The following is a 19,314-nucleotide window of genomic DNA, read 5'->3' on the forward strand; positions in this document are numbered from 1 at the left end:
TGTAAATAAAATAAAGAAAAAGTGTTAACATTGCGCGATTGTAATGTTTGATTCTTAAAAGTAAAAACAGGACGTATTATGCAGATTTTTTGATCATTTTATGGCAAGGTATACCTGTATTAAATGATTATTAATAATTAAAGTTAACAACTCAAATTAAGAGTAATAAAGGATTTTTAAATCATGTTATCTAAAGTTACTATGGCACCAGAAGGGCCTCATTTTTCTGAACTCATTCAAGGATATTGGCGTTTAGCTGATTGGAACATGACGCCTCAAGAACGCTTAACTTTTATTAAGCAACATTTAGAATTAGGTATCACGACGACCGATCATGCAGATCTTTATGGTGACTATCAATGCGAAAAACTCTTTGGCGAAGCATTAGCCTTAGAACCATCAATTCGAAAAGAACTTGAAATTGTCACAAAGTGCAATATTAAACTATGTACACCAGACTTCCCCGATCGCAAGATAAATCACTACGATACCAGTGCTCAACATATTCAAACGTCTGTTGAAAACTCATTAACTCGCCTACAAATCGAACAAATTGATCTATTACTTATCCATCGATTAGATATTCTATTAAATGCTGATGAAGTTGCAGATAAGTTTAATCAACTACAACAACAAGGTAAAGTGAAGCACTTTGGTGTTTCTAACTTTACGCCAAGTCAATTTGACCTACTGCAATCACGTTTAGATAAACCTCTTTCAACCAATCAAGTTGAAATCAACCCATTAAACTTCCTTGTTGCTGATGATGGCACACTCGATCAACTACAAATGAAACGCACGCGTCCAATGGCATGGTCTTGTCTGGCAGGCGGCGAAATATTTAGTGGAGAGAGCGATCAAGCTCAACGAGTCAGAAAAGTTCTTACAGAAATTCAGCACGAGATTGGGGCGAAAAGCATCGACCAAGTGATTTATGCATGGGTAAGAATGCTACCTAGTCAGCCGGTTCCGATTATTGGCTCAGGTAATATTACTCGCGTTAAATCTGCGGTAGATTCACTCTCTTTAACCTTGAGTCGTGAACAGTTTTATCGTATTTGGGTTGAATCAAAAGGACACGGTGTGCCTTAACCCAAGAATTCGGTGAATTCAATCATAAAGCTCACCTCAAGTTTACAATGTAAATAACAAAAGAAAGGCTATCTTATTGAAAAATATAGATAGCCTTTTTATGCTTGTCTTACTTAACGTTGCTAAGTTATTCGTTGAATTCAATAACTTTATATATATACTTTTGCTAGATTAATCAGCAAAATATTAAGGCATCATATAGGTTGCACAAAGCTTATTACCATCTGGATCTCTTAAATAAGCAAGATACAATTCAATCCCAGGGCCTTGACGAATACCTGGAGGCTCTTCACAAAGTGTACCTCCATTTTCTAACCCTGCTTTATGCCAAGCATCAACCATTTCACGGCTTGTTGCTCGTAAACCAATCGTCATCCCATTTCCATGAGTCGTTGATTCACCATTAATCGGGTTTGTTAAAATCAGTAATCCCGTTGGCGTTTTATAAATACAGCGACTTTCAGAAAGAATGACGCCTTCATCATGACCCAAACATGCTAATGTTGCATCATAGAATTTTTTTGATGTCTCAATATTATCACTACCCACAGCCAAATGACTAAACATGGTAACCCCTTTAATTAATAGAATTTAACCCTAACAATATAGAAGAAAAAGCATCATTTAACTACTGATAATAATAAATAACGCGCATATATTTACTCACACTTCCGCGACTTCACGAGTCTCAGCCAAACGCTCAAAGAGGTAATCACCACTACTAATAGCAGCATAATGCTCTTTCGCTTCAGACCCTGTGAATGTCTCTATAGGTGTATCAAAATCTGGATGGCCAAAAAACGCCAGTGAATAACGAGAATGATCAGTGACGACTGAGTTAACACGATGAAAATCACGGGCGAGTACATCACCACTCCAACGGCCAAAGAGATCACCCACATTAACACCAATCATTCCCGTGCCTGCTGGGCTGTCATACCACTCTTCAGTGTGAGGGTTCATTACGGATAATCCACCCAACTCATCTTGCGTTAATAGTGTTAGGGTGCCGTAATCGGTATGTGGAGAGACAGCAAATTGATTCGCATTTGGATCTGATGGTGGATAATGAAGCGCGCGTAATGATTGTGCCGCTTCTTGGTGTTTACTACTGAAGAAGTTTTCCTCTAAGCCAAATGCCACAGCAAATCCTTTGAGTAACAGATGAAGTGTCTGTTGACATGCGTCCATATACTCATCCATGGTTGACTTAAACTCAGGAAGTAACGTTGTTTCTGGCCATGCCATCTCATCGAACCCCATCATAAAGGTCTCTTTATAATCAAAGCTCGAAACGTCTAAGCTTTCGCTACCGACAGATTCGAATCCACGGTTCTTTTCAGCAATATAAGGCAAAGAAGAAGCCAGTTGGTGTTCTTTCACTGCGGTAAAAAAGAGATCACACTGTTTAAGTGCACGTTCTTGCAACTCTTTCGTCAACGGCGCATTGGCAACCGCTAAAAAGCCCATCTCTTCACCAGCCTTTCTTAATTGGTGACCAAAGACTTGTTTCTCTTCAAAAGTCGCCGAATTCCAATCAATAGCATTAATAATCGCAATAGCATTCATATCTTATTTCCTTACAAAAAGAACCAACGAAGAGCAAAAATTGCACTTAAAAAATAGACTGGCAGAGTGATATCTTTCTGTTTACCACTAAACCATTTAATAAAAACAAAACTAATAAAACCGAAACTAAAACCTTCAATAATTGAGAAAGTAAATGGCATAGTAATCGCAGCCAACACTGCTGGCAGATATTCAGTCACATCATCAACTTCAATCTTAAATAAGTTACTGATCATCAAACATGAAACAAACAAAATCGCGGGTGCCGTTGCAGAAGCGGGGATACTTTCCGCTAATGGGGCAAAAAATAGCAGTATTAAAAATAGTAACGCCACGACCACAGCCGTCAAACCTGATCGCCCACCGACAGCTGTTCCAGAGGTGCTCTCTAAATAAGAGGTCGTCGTTGAGGTGCCTAATATTGCGCCAATAGCCGTCGCTAATGAGTCACAACTAAATAAGCGCTTTAGGCGAGGAACCTTACCATTCTCATCATACAACTTTGCACTTTGAGTGACCGCAACCGTTGTCCCAGCTGTATCAAAAAAGTCGATAAGAAATAGGCTAATAATTAATACTGAAGCATTTAAAGCGGCAGAGATATCTAACTGCATAAAGGTCGGAGCAAGAGATGGCGGCATTGAGACAATTCCTTTAATCTCACTCAGCCCTAAAAGATGAGAAATAACAGTAACAGTGATAATTCCAATGACAATCGCCGTTTTATAGCCTTTTGCATAAAGACCTGCAATTAAGAAGAAACCAAAAATAGCTAAAAGAATACTTGGAGAGGTAACATCACCAAATGTCACCATCGTTGCACTACTTGCAACAACAATACCGGATGTTTTTAATGCAACTAGGGCAAGAAATAGACCAATACCCCCAGATACCGCTAAACGAAGATTTGTAGGGATGCCATTAATAACCCAAGAACGGATCGGTAATAGTGATGTAATTAAAAATAACAGACCAGAAATAAAGATGACACCAAGACCTGTTTGCCAGTCATATCCCATACCTCCAACAATACCAAATGCAAAGAAAGCATTGGTACTCATGCCTGGCGCAAGCGCTATCGGATAATTAGCTAATAGTCCCGTTAATAGTGTCCCTAAGGCTGCGGCTAAACAAGTCGCCACAAAAACCGCACCAAAGTCCATTCCAGTTGTACTTAATAGTGAAGGATTAACCACACTAATATACATCATCGTTAAGAAGGTAGTGATACCTGCTGTAAACTCTGTCCTAACCGTTGTTTTAAGTTTATCCAATTGAAATAACTTATTGAGTAACGGATGTGTCCCGGTATTTATTGTGTTTTCTTCGCTTTTTTTAGATTCAAGTGTAACGGAATTATTAAGCATTACTTTCCCTTAAATTATGCAAATTTCTCGCATATTTTTACGTCTGTCTAAACATAATAAAAAGGGCTACGCGCTAACTAACCTTTTAGTTAAAAACTAGAATTTTAGTCAAAACTGGCATTACTGATCGCTAATGCTCTCTTCTAACAGATAAAGATCAATAGAAAAGAGTACTGTTGGTAATGTGTCTATAGCGTAGCCTTAGCTACACTTACCTTTCAGACACATCATATAAGATGGGGTGTTAAAGGTTTTTTCGTCATCTTATAGTAGAACTTTTACGGTGTTCTGTAGAAACGCTTCTCCATATTAGAAGCTTATATAAAATGCCTCAAAAGTAAGTGCGTTTTCTCGTTTATCACTAACAAATCCATAGTATGATTATTAATGTTCGAGTAAAACGTAATCTCTCGATTTGCGCGCATTCTAGTTGCCAATAATTTGTATGTCAATAGTAATAAATTGGTTAAAACTAACAGCTGAGAATAAAAAACAAACAAAATGATTAAAATAACAACAAAATAAACCAATCAAAGACAAAAAATCAATAAGTTAAATGATATATATCATAGTTAATATTTTTATTTTGATATTTATTTTTTAAATCTCAGAACAAATTAAAGTGATAAATAGGTCAGAAGGTAAGAGTTCTAGACGATAAGATAGAACACACTTTACAAGAAAATAAGCCAAAAAAAAGCACCTAACTCATCGATATGACAAATTAGGTGCTTATCCCCTACCTACTTGAAGTTGCTAGGGCTGTATATGAATAAAAAGTAAAGGCTACCTTCATTCGCCCCAATCATATAGTCTATCGATACTCATAGGGACTCACTCGCTTGCCGCCGACTAGCAGCGGCAATGACTTTAGGTATATCGTTTATTCATCTCGATCTTGTGTTTTATTCGTTTCTAGTCGCTCTTTTTCTGATTGTTTTATAGCTTCAGATTTCGCTTGATCTCTCAGTACTTGCTCTCTTTCAGCTTGCTCAATCGCAGCTGCTTTGGCTTTTTCTGCGATATCTCGCTCATTTTGCTCATACTGTTTCGTTTCCATCCTTTCTGCTAACCCTTTAAGATGAAGACCTGAAAGCGTTAATGCCACGCCGGTAATAGAACCAATAAATGCTAATGAACCAAACCAAATAAGACCAACAAGTGTTAACGAATCTCGGCTAACTTCTTTATAGTTTTCAACATTATCAACGTATGAAGCCATACGATAGATTTGGTTAGAAAGCGCAATCGTGTTCGTTTCAATCTCAACCTTTCTGATTTCATACTCAAATTGGTTATTTTCTTGACGTAAACCTGCAATAACTTGCTTTTGCTGCTTAAATTCTTGCTCAAGCTGTTCACGTTTTTGATCAAGAGTTAGAAGATCGCTATCTTTATCTTGCTCTAAATTATTTTTTCTGTCTTGCAAGTTGGTTGCTGCTTGCTTGACGAGCCACTTGATAACGACGAGTTAACTCTTTCACATCTTGTTGTTTCTGTTTAATCACATCATCTTTCAGCGAAAGAAGGTCAGAATAATAATTATCAAGGAACTTCACTGAATCAAAGTTTTCATCCGGCTTATCACCTGTGATCGTCTTATCATTGATGTTATTTAGCTGCTCATTGGTATAACGGATCTTTTCATCGTACTCTCTTTTCACGCCATCACGAGTAAAGAAGTTTGCATCATTTAATGCCGTTTCACGATCACTCTCTAATTGACTCAGTTTTGCTAATAAACGGTTACGCTCAGAATCTGCCACATTTTCGGAGTCATCTAGACGATTAATACTGTCTTTAAATTTCTGCTCTTTCTTTTCTGATAGCTCTTTAAGAAGATCTGCTTTTTCGATTTTAAGTTGAGTCAAATCTTTCTTAGCGGCATCCAATGCTTTTTTAAGTGCAGGTGTATTACGAGCATTAATGCTATTTCGACGAACAGCTTGCTGATAACTGCTTGTAAACTCACTTTCTATTTCTTGTTCTTGCTGTTCATACTTCGTGAGTTTCTCATTATATTCATCAGATAGAATACTTGCATTGTCTTGATTGATTTTAATATCATTTTCAATCTTACTAATTTCAATCTCTTTTAAATTAATCTGTTCATTAATTGTTGAGAATGCACGTTCAAAACCATTTAATAATGTTTCAAACGTTAATGTACAAAGCAAAACAATCATCAATAAATAAAGAAGAAATGATTTCTTTGCGTGCCATAATCCTACGACAAAAGGTATTTTTGCGAACTCAACAATTGAGATCATAACAAAAGGGGCGGCTAGGATAAAAGCACTGGTCGATGCATCAGTACTGGTCACTAAGAAAACTGAGATACTAAGACCAATAAATACAACAATAAATTCAACTATCCAGGCAATTTTCCTGAGGAATTTAGCATATTTAAAAAGTTCGGTAATTTTGTTTTGCATTATAACATTGGGGTTTCGCATAAAAATCCTAAAAAGATCTATCAATCACTTATTGTTTACATATTTCAAAAATAACAACATAAAATTCAATTAGTTATGCCCTTATTTAACCATTCCATCATAAATCCTTTTTTGATAACAAAGTTAAGTATATCGCTAAATCTTAATATTACATGTTGCAAACAACAACAAATTGGATTGTTTTTGTAACACATTGATCAACAGTGCTTAAAATTTAATTAAAAATTTAGAAATAATCTATATTTTAAAAAAAAGTCTGCTAATAATTAATGTATTAACTTTCATTTATATTCATTGTTACTTCTTTCAGGCGGGATCGGATTCCCGTCTTTTTTTATCTATCTCCCTGACAAGTATTACTAACTCGAATCACTCCTCTCGCTTTATAACCAAAATCGCATCTTAAATTTTAATTACGGTCGTTTAACTTAATGGCTAAAACATCATCCAATACTATACCTAAAGTCATTGAAGTTGCTCAAAAGCGGTAATTAAGGCGTCATGAGTATAGGTATATCTAGAGGATATAAATTGTGGTAGTTTACGTCTCTATTTTTATCACACGCTCATAAATGTGTAGAGGGTGTCGTGATAACCTAGCCTGGCTAGATCCAGATATAAATACAAATTAAAATCGAGGTTGTTAACGTGGAATGTAGAATGAACTGTGGGGCATGTTGTATTGCGCCCTCAATTAACTACCCTTTACCAAAAATGCCAAAGGGTAAACCTGCTGGTGTCAGATGTGCTCATTTAAAAAGTGATAACTTATGTGAACTGTTTGGTAAAGAAGAGAGACCCGCTCTGTGTGGGGACTTTAAAGCCGGAATTGATGTGTGTGGCCAAAACAGAGAACAAGCTTTAGAACTGATTACTCGACTTGAGATAGCCACACAACCTTAACATTAAATACATTTTTACTTTATCGAGTTTAAGCGATTATTAACGTTAAGGGTTGAATTGATGATGAATCGATTAAGATCGATACTTTAATCAATTTGTTCTAATTTATTACCAAATCGTGCATCACGCAATGCCGCTTTTACTTTATTAAGATTGTCTCTAAAGCCATTACCTCGACGAAGAGTAAAGCCGGTTGCTAACACATCAATCACAGTCATCTGCACAACACGGCTTGCCATAGGCATGTAGGCATCGGTATCTTCTGGGATGTCTAAATGAACTGTCGCATCACATTCAATATCTAATGGCGAGCCTGTGGCCGTAATACCAATCACTACCCCTCCATTCTCTCTTGCAAGCTTTGCAATATCGACAAGGGCTTGTGTTCTCCCTGTATAAGAGATAAATACAAACACATCGCCTTCATGACAGTTAATACAACTCATACGCTGCATCACAACATCATCAAATGAGACAACCGGAATATTAAAACGGAAAAACTTATTTAATGCATCATGACAAACAGAAGCCGAAGCCCCTAAACCAAAGAATGATATTTTTTTTGCTTGCGTTAATAGATCAACAGCACGATTAACTTCATCATGACTGATCGTATTTTTTGCTAAATCTAAACACGCGATGGTCGATTCAAATATCTTACTGGTATAGGCTTCTGGACCATCCAATTCTTCGATATTTCGATTCACATAAAGCGTACCATTGGCTAAGCTCTGTGCTAAATGGAGTTTAAAATCAGGAAAACCTTTAGTATCTAGACGTCGACAAAAGCGGTTAACTGTCGGTTCACTGACGTCTGCCATTCTTGCTAAAGTGGCAATACTAGAATGAATCGTGACTTCGGGCTCGGCCAAAATAACTTCTGCAACTTTTCTTTCTGATTTACTAAAATGTTCTAAATGTTGTTGAACTTTATCGATTATATTCATCTGTCACCAATATCTGTTGAGATTAGATATTTATTCTATTTCAAATCACTCTACCTACAGTATCAGGATTACCCTCAAAGTAATCAATAGATTTGCTTAGAATATGACAGAGATCTAATTTATTTAGAAAAAAAACTACGAAAACTGAATCTTTTGCGACTTATCGGCTTAATTTAACCACTTTACTGTAATTTAGTTTCATATTTATTACGCATCATGATACTTCAACTTCCTTTTTTTACATCAGAATCTATAAGATATTGTCAAAGGAAGTTGAAAGAGTATTAACCCTAAAGATTTATTCAGCGGGTTCAATCGCTATAGCAAAGATGCCATGAACAGGGATCATCTCTTTATATTCATGGAAACTATTTAAGAGTGTCACACCCTCTTCCATGGTTGATGCTAAGGTCGAGAGTACACCCAAGCCTTCATGCTCTAATAGGGCTTGCGCATCTGGATATTGACGAACTTCTTTAACTTTAACAGCATAAGCATCAGGAATAATCACATCTAAACCGATAAATGGAGGACCCGAAATGACTTGAAAGTTAATCACATCACCAGGCTTAAGTTGATCGTAACGGATTGCTTCATAACTATTGTTAGTTCTAATCTCAACTTTTTTGCTACCCGCAATAATTGCTTGTAGCGGCTTTTGATAAATCTCTAATTTATATTGGGTCATTTAATTTTCCTTATTTGGAATATATATTTTAATCAAGATTATTGGTGTTATTAGTCGACAAACGAATGCAACCACCGATCTAACATCTTCAAGAATAGGGGATAACAATAAAAAAAGTCCTATTTATCTATTAATAAATAGGACTTTTTTTCATTTTAAATCGTCATTCGCTTACTTATCTTCTGCGGGCTTTTTCTTTTTTGGTTGGAAAACAACATCACCAACATCCTGATTATCATAAAAACGTTTGTTGTATTGCTTCTTACCATCGGCGCTTTTTGCTGTCGATTTTTTATGTTTAGCTTGAGGTTTCTTCTTCTGCCAAACTTTTTTAGGCTTAGGTTTTAAACCTTTAAACTTGCCTTCGAGTCCTTCAATTGTTGAGAAATCCACAGACTGCTGTAAAAACGCTTCAACATTCTTAAAGCTTAACCAATCTTTAGGACCCACTAATGAATGAGCTTCACCTTTTTCACCAGCGCGCCCAGTACGACCAACACGGTGAACATACTCTTCTGCATGTTTTGGCATATCAAAATTGATGACATGCGAAACATTTCGGATATCTAAACCACGAGAAGCGATATCTGTTGTTACCAATATACGGTAAACACGACGTTCAAACTGACTCATAATACGATTACGTGCAGCCTGATTTAGGTCACCACTAAGTGCAACCGCCTTTAAACCTTGCTCATTAAAAAGTGCCGTTAATCGATCTGTATCAGCTCGTGTTGCAGTAAATACCATCATCTGGTTATATTCTGCGTTATCAATCAGCTTTTGTAGAATCGCTTGTTTATGATCAAGGTGATCACAAAGGTAAAAATTCTGTTCGATATCTTTATGTTCTGTCCCCGCACTGCCAACCGCGATACGTTTAGGGTCTTTTAATAACTCACCTGCCAGCTCATTCACTTCAGTATTATCTAATGTCGCAGAAAACATTAATGTTTGACGACGACGATGATTTGCTACGCCATTAATTTCACGTAATTGACCAGCAAAGCCAAGATCAAGCATACGATCGGCTTCATCAAAAATAAGCAGCTCTAGATGCCCAAAATAAACATGACGATGAGACATATGATCCGCCACACGCCCCGGAGTACCAACAACAATCGTTGGATTCTTACGGAATGCATTGGCTTGGTCATTAAAGTTTTCGCCACCAACAATTAAAGCGATCTCACAATTAATATGTGCAGACATCAGTTTTAATTGACCGAAAACCTGTTTTGCAAGTTCACGTGTTGGTGTCAAAATTAATACTCGAGGGTCACGACGACTGACAGCTTTCATTCGAATAATGCGGTGCAATGCTGGCAGTAAGAAAGCCAGTGTTTTACCTGAACCGGTTTTTGAGGAGGCGATGATATCCTTTCCTGCCACTGCGACTGGAATCGCAAGCTCCTGAATTTCAGTTGGTTTGCTAAGCCCTAAGTGGTGTAACGGTTTCATTAGACGCTTATCAATGGCTAGGTCTTCAAATCGCAAAATAATTGCTCCATCAAGGTAATAAATAAATATTATTCAGTGTTATATTGTACTGAATATGCCGCTATCGGCGAAAGTTAGGCGGCATTGTACACCATCTCACTCTGTTTATATAACTTAATTAATAACGATTTAAATTAAGAGACCTCCTTTTATCTGACAAAAAAATACCCAAGATAAGCGTAATCACTCATCGTTGGGTATTTTTACCATGTATCCCCTTCTTACTTGAAGTTGCTAGGTTGTGGGCTACATTCATTCGCCTCAATCATATAGAAAATCTATACTCATGGGGCCTCAATCACTTGCCATCTACTAACGATTCCAATGACTTTGGGTATATCGCCAATCATCTATAAAAGTAATCAGTTTTTTGTCGGTCTTTGCTGCGCATAATAAGCAGCAGATTCAACAAATGTTCTCACCTCTTTAATAAAATTATCGACATCCTTTTTGATATCTTTATAGGTCAGCTTCGATGCATTATTCTCTAACACCCCATTAGCATTTAAAACAGAAACCCTTTCAGCTAAAGGTGCCCCAGTGACACTATCAAAAATCTGAGAGGTGATAACAATACGCACACTTCGATCACGAGTACCCGCCGCCTCTTTTATCGCACCGACAACCGCGCCAATCGGAAGTACTTCTGTCACTCGTAGATTTTCTGGGCTGGTTGTTGCTCTCGTAACATGAATCACTAATTTAGCAACATGAGATCCTTCTTTATCTGTGACTTTAATATGTTCAGATAAATCCGCTCTTAAGGCATCTGAGATTTCTTTTGATAGTTGGTTTAAAACGTCAGCTGGAATTTGCTTATCATAATTAGGGTCTGGATTTAACTCGACTTCTGGTAAAATTAGGTGATGATAATATTCCGGTGTTAAATTACTAGAAACCCATTGAAGACCTTTACTGTCTTTAGTGTAATCAACCTGCTTTAACTTCACATCTTTTGGCAAATCATCACTGGCTAAATCTTTTTTTGTCGCAATAGAGCTTGCACAACCAACGATAAACATTCCTAAAACTGCTGTCATTATTAGCTTAATACTGTTTGTTTTTTTCATCGCATATTTCCATAATTAGTGCTCTTGATTATTTAGAAATATAGTTGATTTATCTCTGTTTTCCACTTTCGATCATCTTAGTTATTAAATTACACCTGTACTTCCCTTACCAAAGCAATAACCACTCTAACTTAATGGTTAATAGAAGAATAAATTAAGGGGTAATCCCCCAACTAGAAGTTGACCAACATCACAGGTTAGGATTATATTTTTGACATTGACAATTTAACAGAGAAATTAAAATGCAATATTTAGGAAGAAGATTAATCAAGTCTGAAGATTTAAACTCCGCAGGTTGTCTGTTTGGTGGCACATTGATGCGCTGGTTAGATGAAGAGGCTTATATTTATGCTCGTTGTCAACTTCAACAAGATAATATTGTTACTAAACTAATTTCTGAAATTAGTTTTGAAACGGCAAGCGTACTCGGTGATATCATTGAATTTGGAATGGAAACCACTGCGGTAGGTAACAGTTCTATCACTTTTTCTGCCAATGTTCGCAATAAAGCAACCAAGAAAACGGTATTAAATGTTGATAAAATCGTCATGGTTAATGTGAACAATGACGGTAAACCAACCTCTCATGGGTGGGATTTTGAAACGTTGAAAAAATCTAAAAGTTAGAACGACTTTCCTATCGATAATACTATGCTGTTAAGTAAACATATTTATCACTCGTCTCAATATGTCTACTTAACCGCATATATTTATCCAAGAATTTAAACTCATTGGATCACGATATTTAATTCGCTTGAGTATTAACACGATCAATAAACTCAGTAGGTTGATGTAATGACTCACAACTTCCCGCTTTTGTTCCATCAAATTGACGTGTCCAAACGTTATTATCTAACACACGCTGGTAACCATAATCATAAAGTTTCTCCATATAAACAGGATCAAAAAACATATTTTGGTCAGCTTCGACAGTAAAATCATTACCAATATAAGTTAAATGTGAATAAATATGATTACAGGCACTAATATAAAGTTCATGATACAAATCCCCTTTAGTTTGCGCATAAATCAGACTATCTAAGCTTCTGGCTGCAATGGGTAAAATATCGGGTTTCACTTGTTTAAATTCAGCTTGTAAATAACCATTACGAACGATGTACATATTTGGTGTCGTATCAAGCCCAAACATTTTTGATATTTTCTCTTGATTTAAACCAAAGGGATTAAAGAAAAGTTGTGCGGCTAATCCACCATCAAAATGCATCTCTTGAAATGGGTTTCCTTGTTTATCATAAACCGTAATTAATTGAGGAGGAAAGACTCCAGGAATGGATGCACTTGCCGCGAGCACTTGATGAATTAAATGTTCTTTATTGGGAAGGTCACTGGCTGCAATTCGTCCTAAATTCCACACCATTTGTCGACCAGATTCAAAGTGCGTAGTACCGATAAGAAGTCGACGCCCTTTATTATATTCAACTGCCAATTTCTCTATTAACACTTTGTCATAAATAGACTCTATTCTGGAAAAAAATTTATCTCCTACTGTCATCGCATTATTTCTAATCGGCCAGAAAATTGATCGTTTGTTAAAATCTTCTTTATCATTAAGAGATAAAATCACCGTTTTCACTCTTAACAAAGACTCTTTATCACCAATGTAAGCAAAAGGTGCAATTAACGCCCCTGCACTTACACCTGTAATAATTGAAAACTCAGGCAACTCACCCGTATCATAAAGGCCGTTTAAAATACCTATACCGTATGCACCTCGTTCTCCCCCTCCAGAAAGAACCAGTATATTCAAATTCTCACCAAAAACTTTAAAGGTACCTGCTTTATTACTCTGTCTAAATAGCGCAAGGTTCTCATCATTCAAATGAACAGGTCTCATATCACCCCAAAAGCGATAAGGTTCGTTATAGAGATCATAATGTTGTTCTCTTTTATCAATAGAGACAATTTGATAATTCTCTTCATTAACTTGTGGGTGTTTAAGTTGATGAGAGGAGCAGCCAATTAGAAAAACACTCATTAATACCAATAATTTTTTCATTCAAACATTCTCTATCTATTTAAAGCTTAATACTTATCAAAGAAATAACGTTGGATATAATCATTAAGCATAGACTAAGAGAGACAGTTTTCATGACAGGTTAAAGTGGGGCAATCTATTTTCTTCTTATTTTCCGTCACCAACCACTTAGCAACGTCAAGTAGGAAGGGGGAATAAATTAATAGCTAATGTAGTTCATCACTTGAAGTAACTGCATTCGAACCTCATTGCTGGTCTGGCTATGCCAAAATCCTGCTGTATAAGCAATAAGTGGAATACCAAACATAATAATCAAAACGATAACCATTAACGATTTACTTGATACCTGCCAACCATTTCTGGTTTTAAATCCAAGAGCTTCTTTTTTAGGGCAAGCAGTAATACAACTCATACACGCTTGACATTCATCGGTACGGATTTGATCTTTAGTATGAATAATAATATGAGATGGACAAGCTCTTGTACATTTATTGCAACTCAAATCACCATGTTCATTTAAGCAATGAGTTTTATTTCGTCTAATTTTTAATGGGCTAATCAAGCTAATCAGACCTAACAAAGCACCATAAGGACAAAAATAACGGCAAAATGCCCGCTTTTGTAATAACGCTAACCCTAAAATTATCGCTAATACAGATAGCGTTATTAACCCGGGATCAACAAACACCCATGCGGTTTTAATATCGGCAATTTTGTGATAATTGCCTTTTAAATAGTAAGGAATATTATTTATTGGCATGCCCACTGAAATAAAAGTAAAAAAAGCTAATAACAGATATTTTAATGAGCGCAGTGGCCAATCCAACCAGCGAGGTATCTTGATGACGCTTTTAAAGTATTTTGTTCTAAGGTTATAAATATACTCTCCAAACAATCCAATTGGACAGATCCAACCACAAAAGGCTCGCTTACAAAGTACACCCGTCACCATCACAGTGAGTAACATCACTGCCCCTGCGGGATGGACAGGATCCCAATACCCTAGCGTCACAATGGCTTTAAGCTCTATCGCTGCAGCTATTGGTAAAAACGCATCAACGACATCTGGACGTAAAAAATCAGGGCTAATATTCATCGCTAACATCGCAGTATGAATACTATATTGTAATGCAACAAAGAAAAAAGAGAGTGCCATCGAATGTTGGCATAGATTGCGTAAAAAGTTAGGTCTTTGTTGTGCTTCAATCAACTCTTTCTTACAATAATAAATCGCGGTCATAACAATAACAGCGCCTATTAAAGCTAATAATAGAGGCCAATAAAACGCCGTCGTTATTGCGACTAATACCATCAAAAAGACAAATATTGCCCCGAACTTTTTACCGCTTGTATATAAAAGCATTGCGCTATAAATAAGCGCTAACATTAATGTAAATGATTCAATAAAAGACAAAGAGAAATACCTTATTTTTTCTTTTACTTTATCATTTCCAATAATATTAAAATATGATCTACCTACATACTTATACCCAAAGTAATTGGAGTTTCAAATAGACGACAAGTGAGTGAGACCCATGAGTATAGGTGTACTATATGATTGGGGTGAGCGAGTACAGCCAACAACCTAGCAACTTCAAGTATAAAGGGGATCTGTATTGTCATATAATTCTCGACTCTGTAGTACACGCAACAATAGCTTTTAGCGAATAACAATCAATTAAACAAAGTGATAAAAAGAGACAATAAACATTGAAAAATAACAAGAAAAATAATGCAAACCACTGTTTATAAACAAATTAAAAAGATAAATAACGATGGAAAATGATAAAGAGTGACGAGAACCAATAAAAACAAAAAAAGCATGGACAGTAGGATGAACATTACCACCAAATAAAATAACACACTGATATAAAAGAGAAAATAACCAACCCCACCCTTCTTTATACCACAAAATATACCACACATAAAAAATCACAACAAATAATAAAAAGTGACGAAACCTCACCTTAAAGTGATTAAAGTAAAGAAAAAGGATCTCCTTTTTCTTTACTTCGTTTCACCCAATTAACCAATCACGACATATTTATAGTGTGCAATGGCTTCTTTCGGTGTCCATTCTGATGCTGAGTACATTATCTCAACAACCTTTCCTGACATGATATAAATCGTACAGCCATGTTTAATCGCCATCATATCTCGTTCATGTATCGTAAATTTCATTGTCTTTCCCCTATCCTATTTGACTAGATAAATACCGGCGGTATCTATATGGATAGAATAAAGTTATGAGTCATGACTTTACGGCACCAACGCTAAGAAAAATACAATTTATTTCTGAGTGAATTCTTTCGGTTTTGGGACGCTAACTTTTGGGTTGATTTGCTGAAAGATAAATTGAAGAATACGATACTTCTCAACCCTCACTCGTTGAGATTCTGTCTTTGTTCTTTCCCAGTACAGACCAAAGTCCTTGCGCCCAATCCTTAAAATATCACCATAAATATCGCTTCGATGCTGCATCATGTCTTCGATAATCATTTGTGCTCGTTGAATTTGCTTTTTCCGATACACTTTTGCACCGGTTCGTCGATAACCAGATGTCGCCAGTAAAAAATGCTGATAAGACTCTTTCGTCATGACTTACCTCCAATGTACTGACTCGTTACCGCTTCTCTTCCATGCCCCAACATATTTGAAATCGTTAACCGGGCATCTTTATCAACCTTTTTTGCATCGTCTAGATTGATGCCTAACGTCTGAGAGAGGTATTCAAGATGAGAAATACGACCATCATCCCGAATAGAGATTGATTGAACCGGTGATAAACACTGTGTTATCCGCTCATATTGGTGGTTTGCAAAAGCGTGGCGTTCTTGATGAAAATGAAAATCGAGTTGGGAAATCTGATGATAGTCACTGGATTTCTGAGATTGGAACCTAGTGCCATTGGGGGTTAAAGAATAATCATGTCCTTGAAGTTGTGCTGCTTTTTCTAATGCAGAAACTTGTTCCTGTTCGATGAAACTCAATGAGTACCTTCTTTGCATCAAGCAGTGAACTCTCTTTATAACGCAGAACAAGATGACGCAATTATGCCTTAAATCACGTATCCCTTCATTCAGTAAGTAAGCTTCAAATCGTTTGAGATGGCTTTTGTAGTTAGCCAGCGTCGAAAAAGAGACGTGCTTTTCCTTCATGGCATTGAGCAGGGCGTAGCTAATTTTTCTTGAGCCGCAGCCAAAATTTCTTACATGTAATTTCCTCATCTAGTCACTCCTTTGTTATCGTTTTAATCCTCTCTGTGGTTGAGTCTGTGTCATTATTATTGTTCTACTTATATACGTAGTAATTGGTGAATGGTAAGCAAGATTATCGTCCCTTATGACATAGGGTCAGGTGCTCTCTCGCAGAAGCAAACGGTAGATTGAAACCTCCTGATTTTTTTTGCGTATAACACTCGCCAGTGTGCATTTATATCTTCGCTTGATGATAGTTGTTATGCGCTTAAATTCATCACATCCCAAGGGGGCATTTACGTCTTGCCTGACAAGATTTCACTTGAGTCATCGTCATGAATTGAATGCCGTAGCTTATTTTTTCGTTCTCTTTCTCTCATTGAAAAGTCTGTCTTTTATCTCTCATAATTGAGAAACTCGTCATCGACCAGTTGGATAAAAGCTTAACCTAGATTATCGAATCAAAACGGCACTAACTTAATAAATTATCAAGAAAACTGCGAAAAACTTCTGAAGGAAAATGTTGAAAGGCAAGGACTGGTAAGGAATAAGATGAACACAATAGCGCCGTCAAATTATAAATTTGACGGCGCTACCTTTACGCAAAATCATTCTAATCTCAACGTAAATGAAGTCACTTGAGTCAATACGCTTTACATCTCACACCTCAGTATCAATCAAACAGCATGACCTAAATAAGCCCATCCAACCATCAAGTCAACCACCTATCTGTCAACGATTATTTATTCACTTTTAACACCCTTAGCGTTTTATCTACTTTAAATGGGGTTTGAATTTTTAACCAAAAGATTAATGGTAGACGTCGCAACACACAAGATTACTAATACCACTGTTTACTCAACGAATGAATGGAGAGCGTTAAAATGAATAAAAAACAAAAGCGAGAAAAAATAAAACAAGTCAGCATCAGCTTAACCAAAAATGGTGAATACCCAACGATTAATGACGTGATGAATAAAACGGGGGGTGATAGAAATGAAGTTACTCGTATCCGAAGGGAAATGAGAGAAGAACGGCTCCACGAAATAACGGTATCAGCAAAAAGTGAAACCATTCAAAAATTATCAGAATCTATCGCCACAATGGTCGTAGACACCTGTACTAAGAAAACAAGCACTCTTGAACTACAGGTTGAAGAGCTAGAAAATGAACTTCATGCGCAAATCCAATCTATTCAGGAAAAAGAGCAAGCATACAAACAAAAGAGACTCAAACTCGAAGCAACTATCAAAAAAAGGGATGAAGAATTAGCGCTTTTTAACCATCAAATTCAAGAGCAACAGAATACTCAACACCAAGTAAGTACGCTATCAAAACAACAGGTTGCCAGTTTAGAGAAGGAAAATAGTCACCTTGCTGCGCAATTAGAAGAAATGAGTAAGCTCACATTAAAAAAAGAAGACCTTAACCCCCTCTATTTGAGAAACAGCTAAGCGAAATTATGGGGAAAAATGCCGAATTAACAACACTAAAAAACAAAGCACTGAATGAAGATACAACTCAAGTACCATCTGTATTGGATGGCGCAGTCAATCACTCACGATCCGATACATTGAATATTTCAATTATTCTCCTTCTACACCTTATAGTAGAGACCATCAATAAGATGGTCGATACCTAGTGCACTCAATCAAAATAAAAAATGATATCTATATTTGCTAACGATATAACAGAATAAAGTGAACAACTTAACTACACTCGCAGGCTTACAAAAAGAAAAGGAGTTTCTTGTGGTTCATAAAATAAAAAATAAGGTCTACCTAATAATTTCTCTCCTACTTTGCCTAATTAGTGCATGGGGAGCATCAATTATTCAGAGTGATAATGGTCATGTCACCATTAAAGATATGCGATGGGAGACCGCAAGTGGGCAACTCATTAGCGCCCTACTCTATCTACCTGACTCGGCCGTTAAAAGTGGCAACGCTCCAGGGGTTGTCACCAGTCATGGATGGTATAACAATAGAGAGTTTCAAGACCTCAATAATATTGAGCTCAGTCGCAGGGGGTATGTTGTTATCTCAATCGATATGTATGGTCATGGTAATTCAGATCCAGTGACGTCTTCTGAGTGGCGGAAACATGGTACAGGATTATATGATGCTGTTTTATTAATATCCGAGCTGCCTTATATAGATAAAAGTCGTATTGGTATCACTGGACACAGCAATGGTGCACGTGCATCTAATTGGGCTATTTTAGATGATAAGGAAGGCCTGATCTCGTCTGTCCTATTAATCGCTAATGATGCCATGTATACCTCCTCACCAGATGAGCCGATGTTTTGGGCATCACAACCAAAAATTGAAGACAGAGATTATGTTAACCGATATGGCGACCGCGATGTCGGTATTGTTGCAGCACAATTTGATGAGTTTTTCTTTAGAAGTAAAATGGCAGATGGCACGGTTAGTCCACCAAAAAATTACATTCATACCCATGCAGCATAATCTTTCTTACACTTTGGCCAAACACCAACGTCTCAAAAAGATGGGGAGACTTATTACGA

20 protein-coding genes and 1 riboswitch are annotated in these 19,314 nt (G+C 36.7%); of the genes, 6 read left to right on the top strand and 14 right to left on the bottom strand.

Translation table 11 applies throughout. From position 1 onward, the window contains the following. Positions 1 to 183: 183 nt before the first annotated feature. Positions 184 to 1,092 (top strand): aldo/keto reductase family oxidoreductase, encoded by a 909-nt coding sequence (locus L0B53_RS02160; RefSeq protein ID WP_235059666.1) that lies wholly within the window; start codon positions 184 to 186, stop codon positions 1,090 to 1,092. A gap of 186 nt (positions 1,093 to 1,278) precedes the next feature. Here L0B53_RS02160 and L0B53_RS02165 read toward each other — a convergent pair whose 3' ends face one another. From L0B53_RS02165 to L0B53_RS02185, 5 genes are all read right to left on the bottom strand, one after another. Further along, positions 1,279 to 1,659, bottom strand: a complete 381-nt coding sequence (locus L0B53_RS02165; protein ID WP_235059667.1) for a VOC family protein — start codon at positions 1,657 to 1,659, stop codon at positions 1,279 to 1,281. A gap of 96 nt (positions 1,660 to 1,755) precedes the next feature. After that, entirely contained in the window at positions 1,756 to 2,661 is a 906-nt protein-coding gene (locus tag L0B53_RS02170; protein WP_235059668.1) for an isopenicillin N synthase family oxygenase, read from the bottom strand. Positions 2,662 to 2,672: 11 nt separating this feature from the next. Next, positions 2,673 to 4,028, bottom strand: coding sequence for an NCS2 family permease (locus tag L0B53_RS02175; RefSeq protein WP_235059669.1), 1,356 nt, complete (start codon positions 4,026 to 4,028; stop codon positions 2,673 to 2,675). Between the two features lie 247 nt (positions 4,029 to 4,275). Beyond that, a riboswitch (purine riboswitch) is annotated at positions 4,276 to 4,373 on the bottom strand. A gap of 538 nt (positions 4,374 to 4,911) precedes the next feature. Further along, the gene (locus L0B53_RS02180) at positions 4,912 to 5,457 is read right to left on the bottom strand and encodes a hypothetical protein (protein ID WP_235059670.1); all 546 of its coding nucleotides are present in this window, start codon (positions 5,455 to 5,457) and stop codon (positions 4,912 to 4,914) included. Next, positions 5,438 to 6,484: a hypothetical protein gene (locus L0B53_RS02185; protein WP_235059671.1), complete on the bottom strand. Its 1,047-nt coding sequence runs from the start codon at positions 6,482 to 6,484 to the stop codon at positions 5,438 to 5,440. The genes L0B53_RS02180 and L0B53_RS02185 overlap by 20 nt, the downstream gene beginning before the upstream one ends. 648 nt (positions 6,485 to 7,132) lie before the next feature. On the opposite strand from L0B53_RS02185, the gene L0B53_RS02190 reads away from it, so the two are divergent. Beyond that, the gene (locus L0B53_RS02190; RefSeq protein WP_235059672.1) at positions 7,133 to 7,387 is read left to right on the top strand and encodes a YkgJ family cysteine cluster protein; all 255 of its coding nucleotides are present in this window, start codon (positions 7,133 to 7,135) and stop codon (positions 7,385 to 7,387) included. A gap of 86 nt (positions 7,388 to 7,473) precedes the next feature. On the opposite strand, the gene L0B53_RS02195 is transcribed toward L0B53_RS02190, so the two are convergent. From L0B53_RS02195 to L0B53_RS02210, 4 genes are all read right to left on the bottom strand, one after another. Continuing rightward, the gene (locus tag L0B53_RS02195; RefSeq protein ID WP_235059673.1) at positions 7,474 to 8,334 is read right to left on the bottom strand and encodes a MurR/RpiR family transcriptional regulator; all 861 of its coding nucleotides are present in this window, start codon (positions 8,332 to 8,334) and stop codon (positions 7,474 to 7,476) included. Between the two features lie 298 nt (positions 8,335 to 8,632). Then, the gene (locus L0B53_RS02200) at positions 8,633 to 9,022 is read right to left on the bottom strand and encodes a hypothetical protein (RefSeq protein ID WP_235059674.1); all 390 of its coding nucleotides are present in this window, start codon (positions 9,020 to 9,022) and stop codon (positions 8,633 to 8,635) included. 171 nt (positions 9,023 to 9,193) lie between these two features. Continuing rightward, on the bottom strand, positions 9,194 to 10,519 hold the full coding sequence (locus L0B53_RS02205; RefSeq protein ID WP_235059675.1) for a DEAD/DEAH box helicase: 1,326 nt from the start codon (positions 10,517 to 10,519) through the stop codon (positions 9,194 to 9,196). A gap of 365 nt (positions 10,520 to 10,884) precedes the next feature. After that, positions 10,885 to 11,592 carry a DUF3313 family protein gene (locus L0B53_RS02210; RefSeq protein ID WP_235059676.1) on the bottom strand — a complete coding sequence of 236 codons (708 nt, stop codon included), beginning with the start codon at positions 11,590 to 11,592 and terminating at the stop codon, positions 10,885 to 10,887. A 242-nt stretch (positions 11,593 to 11,834) separates the two neighbouring features. On the opposite strand from L0B53_RS02210, the gene L0B53_RS02215 reads away from it, so the two are divergent. Continuing rightward, complete coding sequence (locus tag L0B53_RS02215; RefSeq protein ID WP_235059677.1) at positions 11,835 to 12,218, top strand: acyl-CoA thioesterase; 384 nt, start codon at positions 11,835 to 11,837, stop codon at positions 12,216 to 12,218. Positions 12,219 to 12,336: 118 nt separating this feature from the next. Here L0B53_RS02215 and L0B53_RS02220 read toward each other — a convergent pair whose 3' ends face one another. The 5 genes from L0B53_RS02220 to L0B53_RS02240 form a co-directional block, all read right to left on the bottom strand. Then, positions 12,337 to 13,608: a patatin-like phospholipase family protein gene (locus L0B53_RS02220; protein WP_235059678.1), complete on the bottom strand. Its 1,272-nt coding sequence runs from the start codon at positions 13,606 to 13,608 to the stop codon at positions 12,337 to 12,339. A 178-nt stretch (positions 13,609 to 13,786) separates the two neighbouring features. Continuing rightward, positions 13,787 to 15,001, bottom strand: coding sequence for a 4Fe-4S binding protein (locus L0B53_RS02225; protein ID WP_235059679.1), 1,215 nt, complete (start codon positions 14,999 to 15,001; stop codon positions 13,787 to 13,789). Positions 15,002 to 15,612: 611 nt separating this feature from the next. Continuing rightward, positions 15,613 to 15,768 carry a hypothetical protein gene (locus tag L0B53_RS02230; protein WP_235059680.1) on the bottom strand — a complete coding sequence of 52 codons (156 nt, stop codon included), beginning with the start codon at positions 15,766 to 15,768 and terminating at the stop codon, positions 15,613 to 15,615. A 108-nt stretch (positions 15,769 to 15,876) separates the two neighbouring features. After that, a complete protein-coding gene (locus L0B53_RS02235) occupies positions 15,877 to 16,185 on the bottom strand; it encodes a hypothetical protein (protein ID WP_235059681.1) in 309 nt (102 codons plus the stop codon). Then, entirely contained in the window at positions 16,182 to 16,577 is a 396-nt protein-coding gene (locus L0B53_RS02240; RefSeq protein ID WP_235059682.1) for a hypothetical protein, read from the bottom strand. The genes L0B53_RS02235 and L0B53_RS02240 overlap by 4 nt, the downstream gene beginning before the upstream one ends. Before the next feature lie 1,091 nt (positions 16,578 to 17,668). Between L0B53_RS02240 and L0B53_RS02245 the strand changes: the two genes are divergently transcribed. From L0B53_RS02245 to L0B53_RS02255, 3 genes are all read left to right on the top strand, one after another. Then, entirely contained in the window at positions 17,669 to 18,238 is a 570-nt protein-coding gene (locus L0B53_RS02245) for a DNA-binding protein (RefSeq protein WP_235059683.1), read from the top strand. Positions 18,239 to 18,246: 8 nt separating this feature from the next. Continuing rightward, complete coding sequence (locus tag L0B53_RS02250; RefSeq protein WP_235059684.1) at positions 18,247 to 18,426, top strand: hypothetical protein; 180 nt, start codon at positions 18,247 to 18,249, stop codon at positions 18,424 to 18,426. Positions 18,427 to 18,535: 109 nt separating this feature from the next. Further along, positions 18,536 to 19,255 carry a S9 family peptidase gene (locus L0B53_RS02255; RefSeq protein ID WP_235059685.1) on the top strand — a complete coding sequence of 240 codons (720 nt, stop codon included), beginning with the start codon at positions 18,536 to 18,538 and terminating at the stop codon, positions 19,253 to 19,255. The last annotated feature ends 59 nt before the right edge of the window (positions 19,256 to 19,314 follow it).

The organism is Vibrio sp. SS-MA-C1-2, from assembly GCF_021513135.1.
Classification (GTDB): domain Bacteria; phylum Pseudomonadota; class Gammaproteobacteria; order Enterobacterales; family Vibrionaceae.

Excerpts from the sequence above, each read along its gene's own strand:
- L0B53_RS02160 (WP_235059666.1), top strand. The coding sequence starts at position 184 with ATGTTATCTAAAGTTACTATGGCACCAGAAGGGCCTCATTTTTCTGAA.
- L0B53_RS02165 (WP_235059667.1), bottom strand. The coding sequence starts at position 1,659 with ATGTTTAGTCATTTGGCTGTGGGTAGTGATAATATTGAGACATCAAAA.
- L0B53_RS02170 (WP_235059668.1), bottom strand. The coding sequence starts at position 2,661 with ATGAATGCTATTGCGATTATTAATGCTATTGATTGGAATTCGGCGACT.
- L0B53_RS02175 (WP_235059669.1), bottom strand. The coding sequence starts at position 4,028 with ATGCTTAATAATTCCGTTACACTTGAATCTAAAAAAAGCGAAGAAAAC.
- L0B53_RS02185 (WP_235059671.1), bottom strand. The coding sequence starts at position 6,484 with ATGCGAAACCCCAATGTTATAATGCAAAACAAAATTACCGAACTTTTT.
- L0B53_RS02195 (WP_235059673.1), bottom strand. The coding sequence starts at position 8,334 with ATGAATATAATCGATAAAGTTCAACAACATTTAGAACATTTTAGTAAA.
- L0B53_RS02200 (WP_235059674.1), bottom strand. The coding sequence starts at position 9,022 with ATGACCCAATATAAATTAGAGATTTATCAAAAGCCGCTACAAGCAATT.
- L0B53_RS02210 (WP_235059676.1), bottom strand. The coding sequence starts at position 11,592 with ATGAAAAAAACAAACAGTATTAAGCTAATAATGACAGCAGTTTTAGGA.
- L0B53_RS02215 (WP_235059677.1), top strand. The coding sequence starts at position 11,835 with ATGCAATATTTAGGAAGAAGATTAATCAAGTCTGAAGATTTAAACTCC.
- L0B53_RS02220 (WP_235059678.1), bottom strand. The coding sequence starts at position 13,608 with ATGAAAAAATTATTGGTATTAATGAGTGTTTTTCTAATTGGCTGCTCC.
- L0B53_RS02230 (WP_235059680.1), bottom strand. The coding sequence starts at position 15,768 with ATGAAATTTACGATACATGAACGAGATATGATGGCGATTAAACATGGC.
- L0B53_RS02235 (WP_235059681.1), bottom strand. The coding sequence starts at position 16,185 with ATGACGAAAGAGTCTTATCAGCATTTTTTACTGGCGACATCTGGTTAT.
- L0B53_RS02245 (WP_235059683.1), top strand. The coding sequence starts at position 17,669 with ATGAATAAAAAACAAAAGCGAGAAAAAATAAAACAAGTCAGCATCAGC.
- L0B53_RS02250 (WP_235059684.1), top strand. The coding sequence starts at position 18,247 with ATGGGGAAAAATGCCGAATTAACAACACTAAAAAACAAAGCACTGAAT.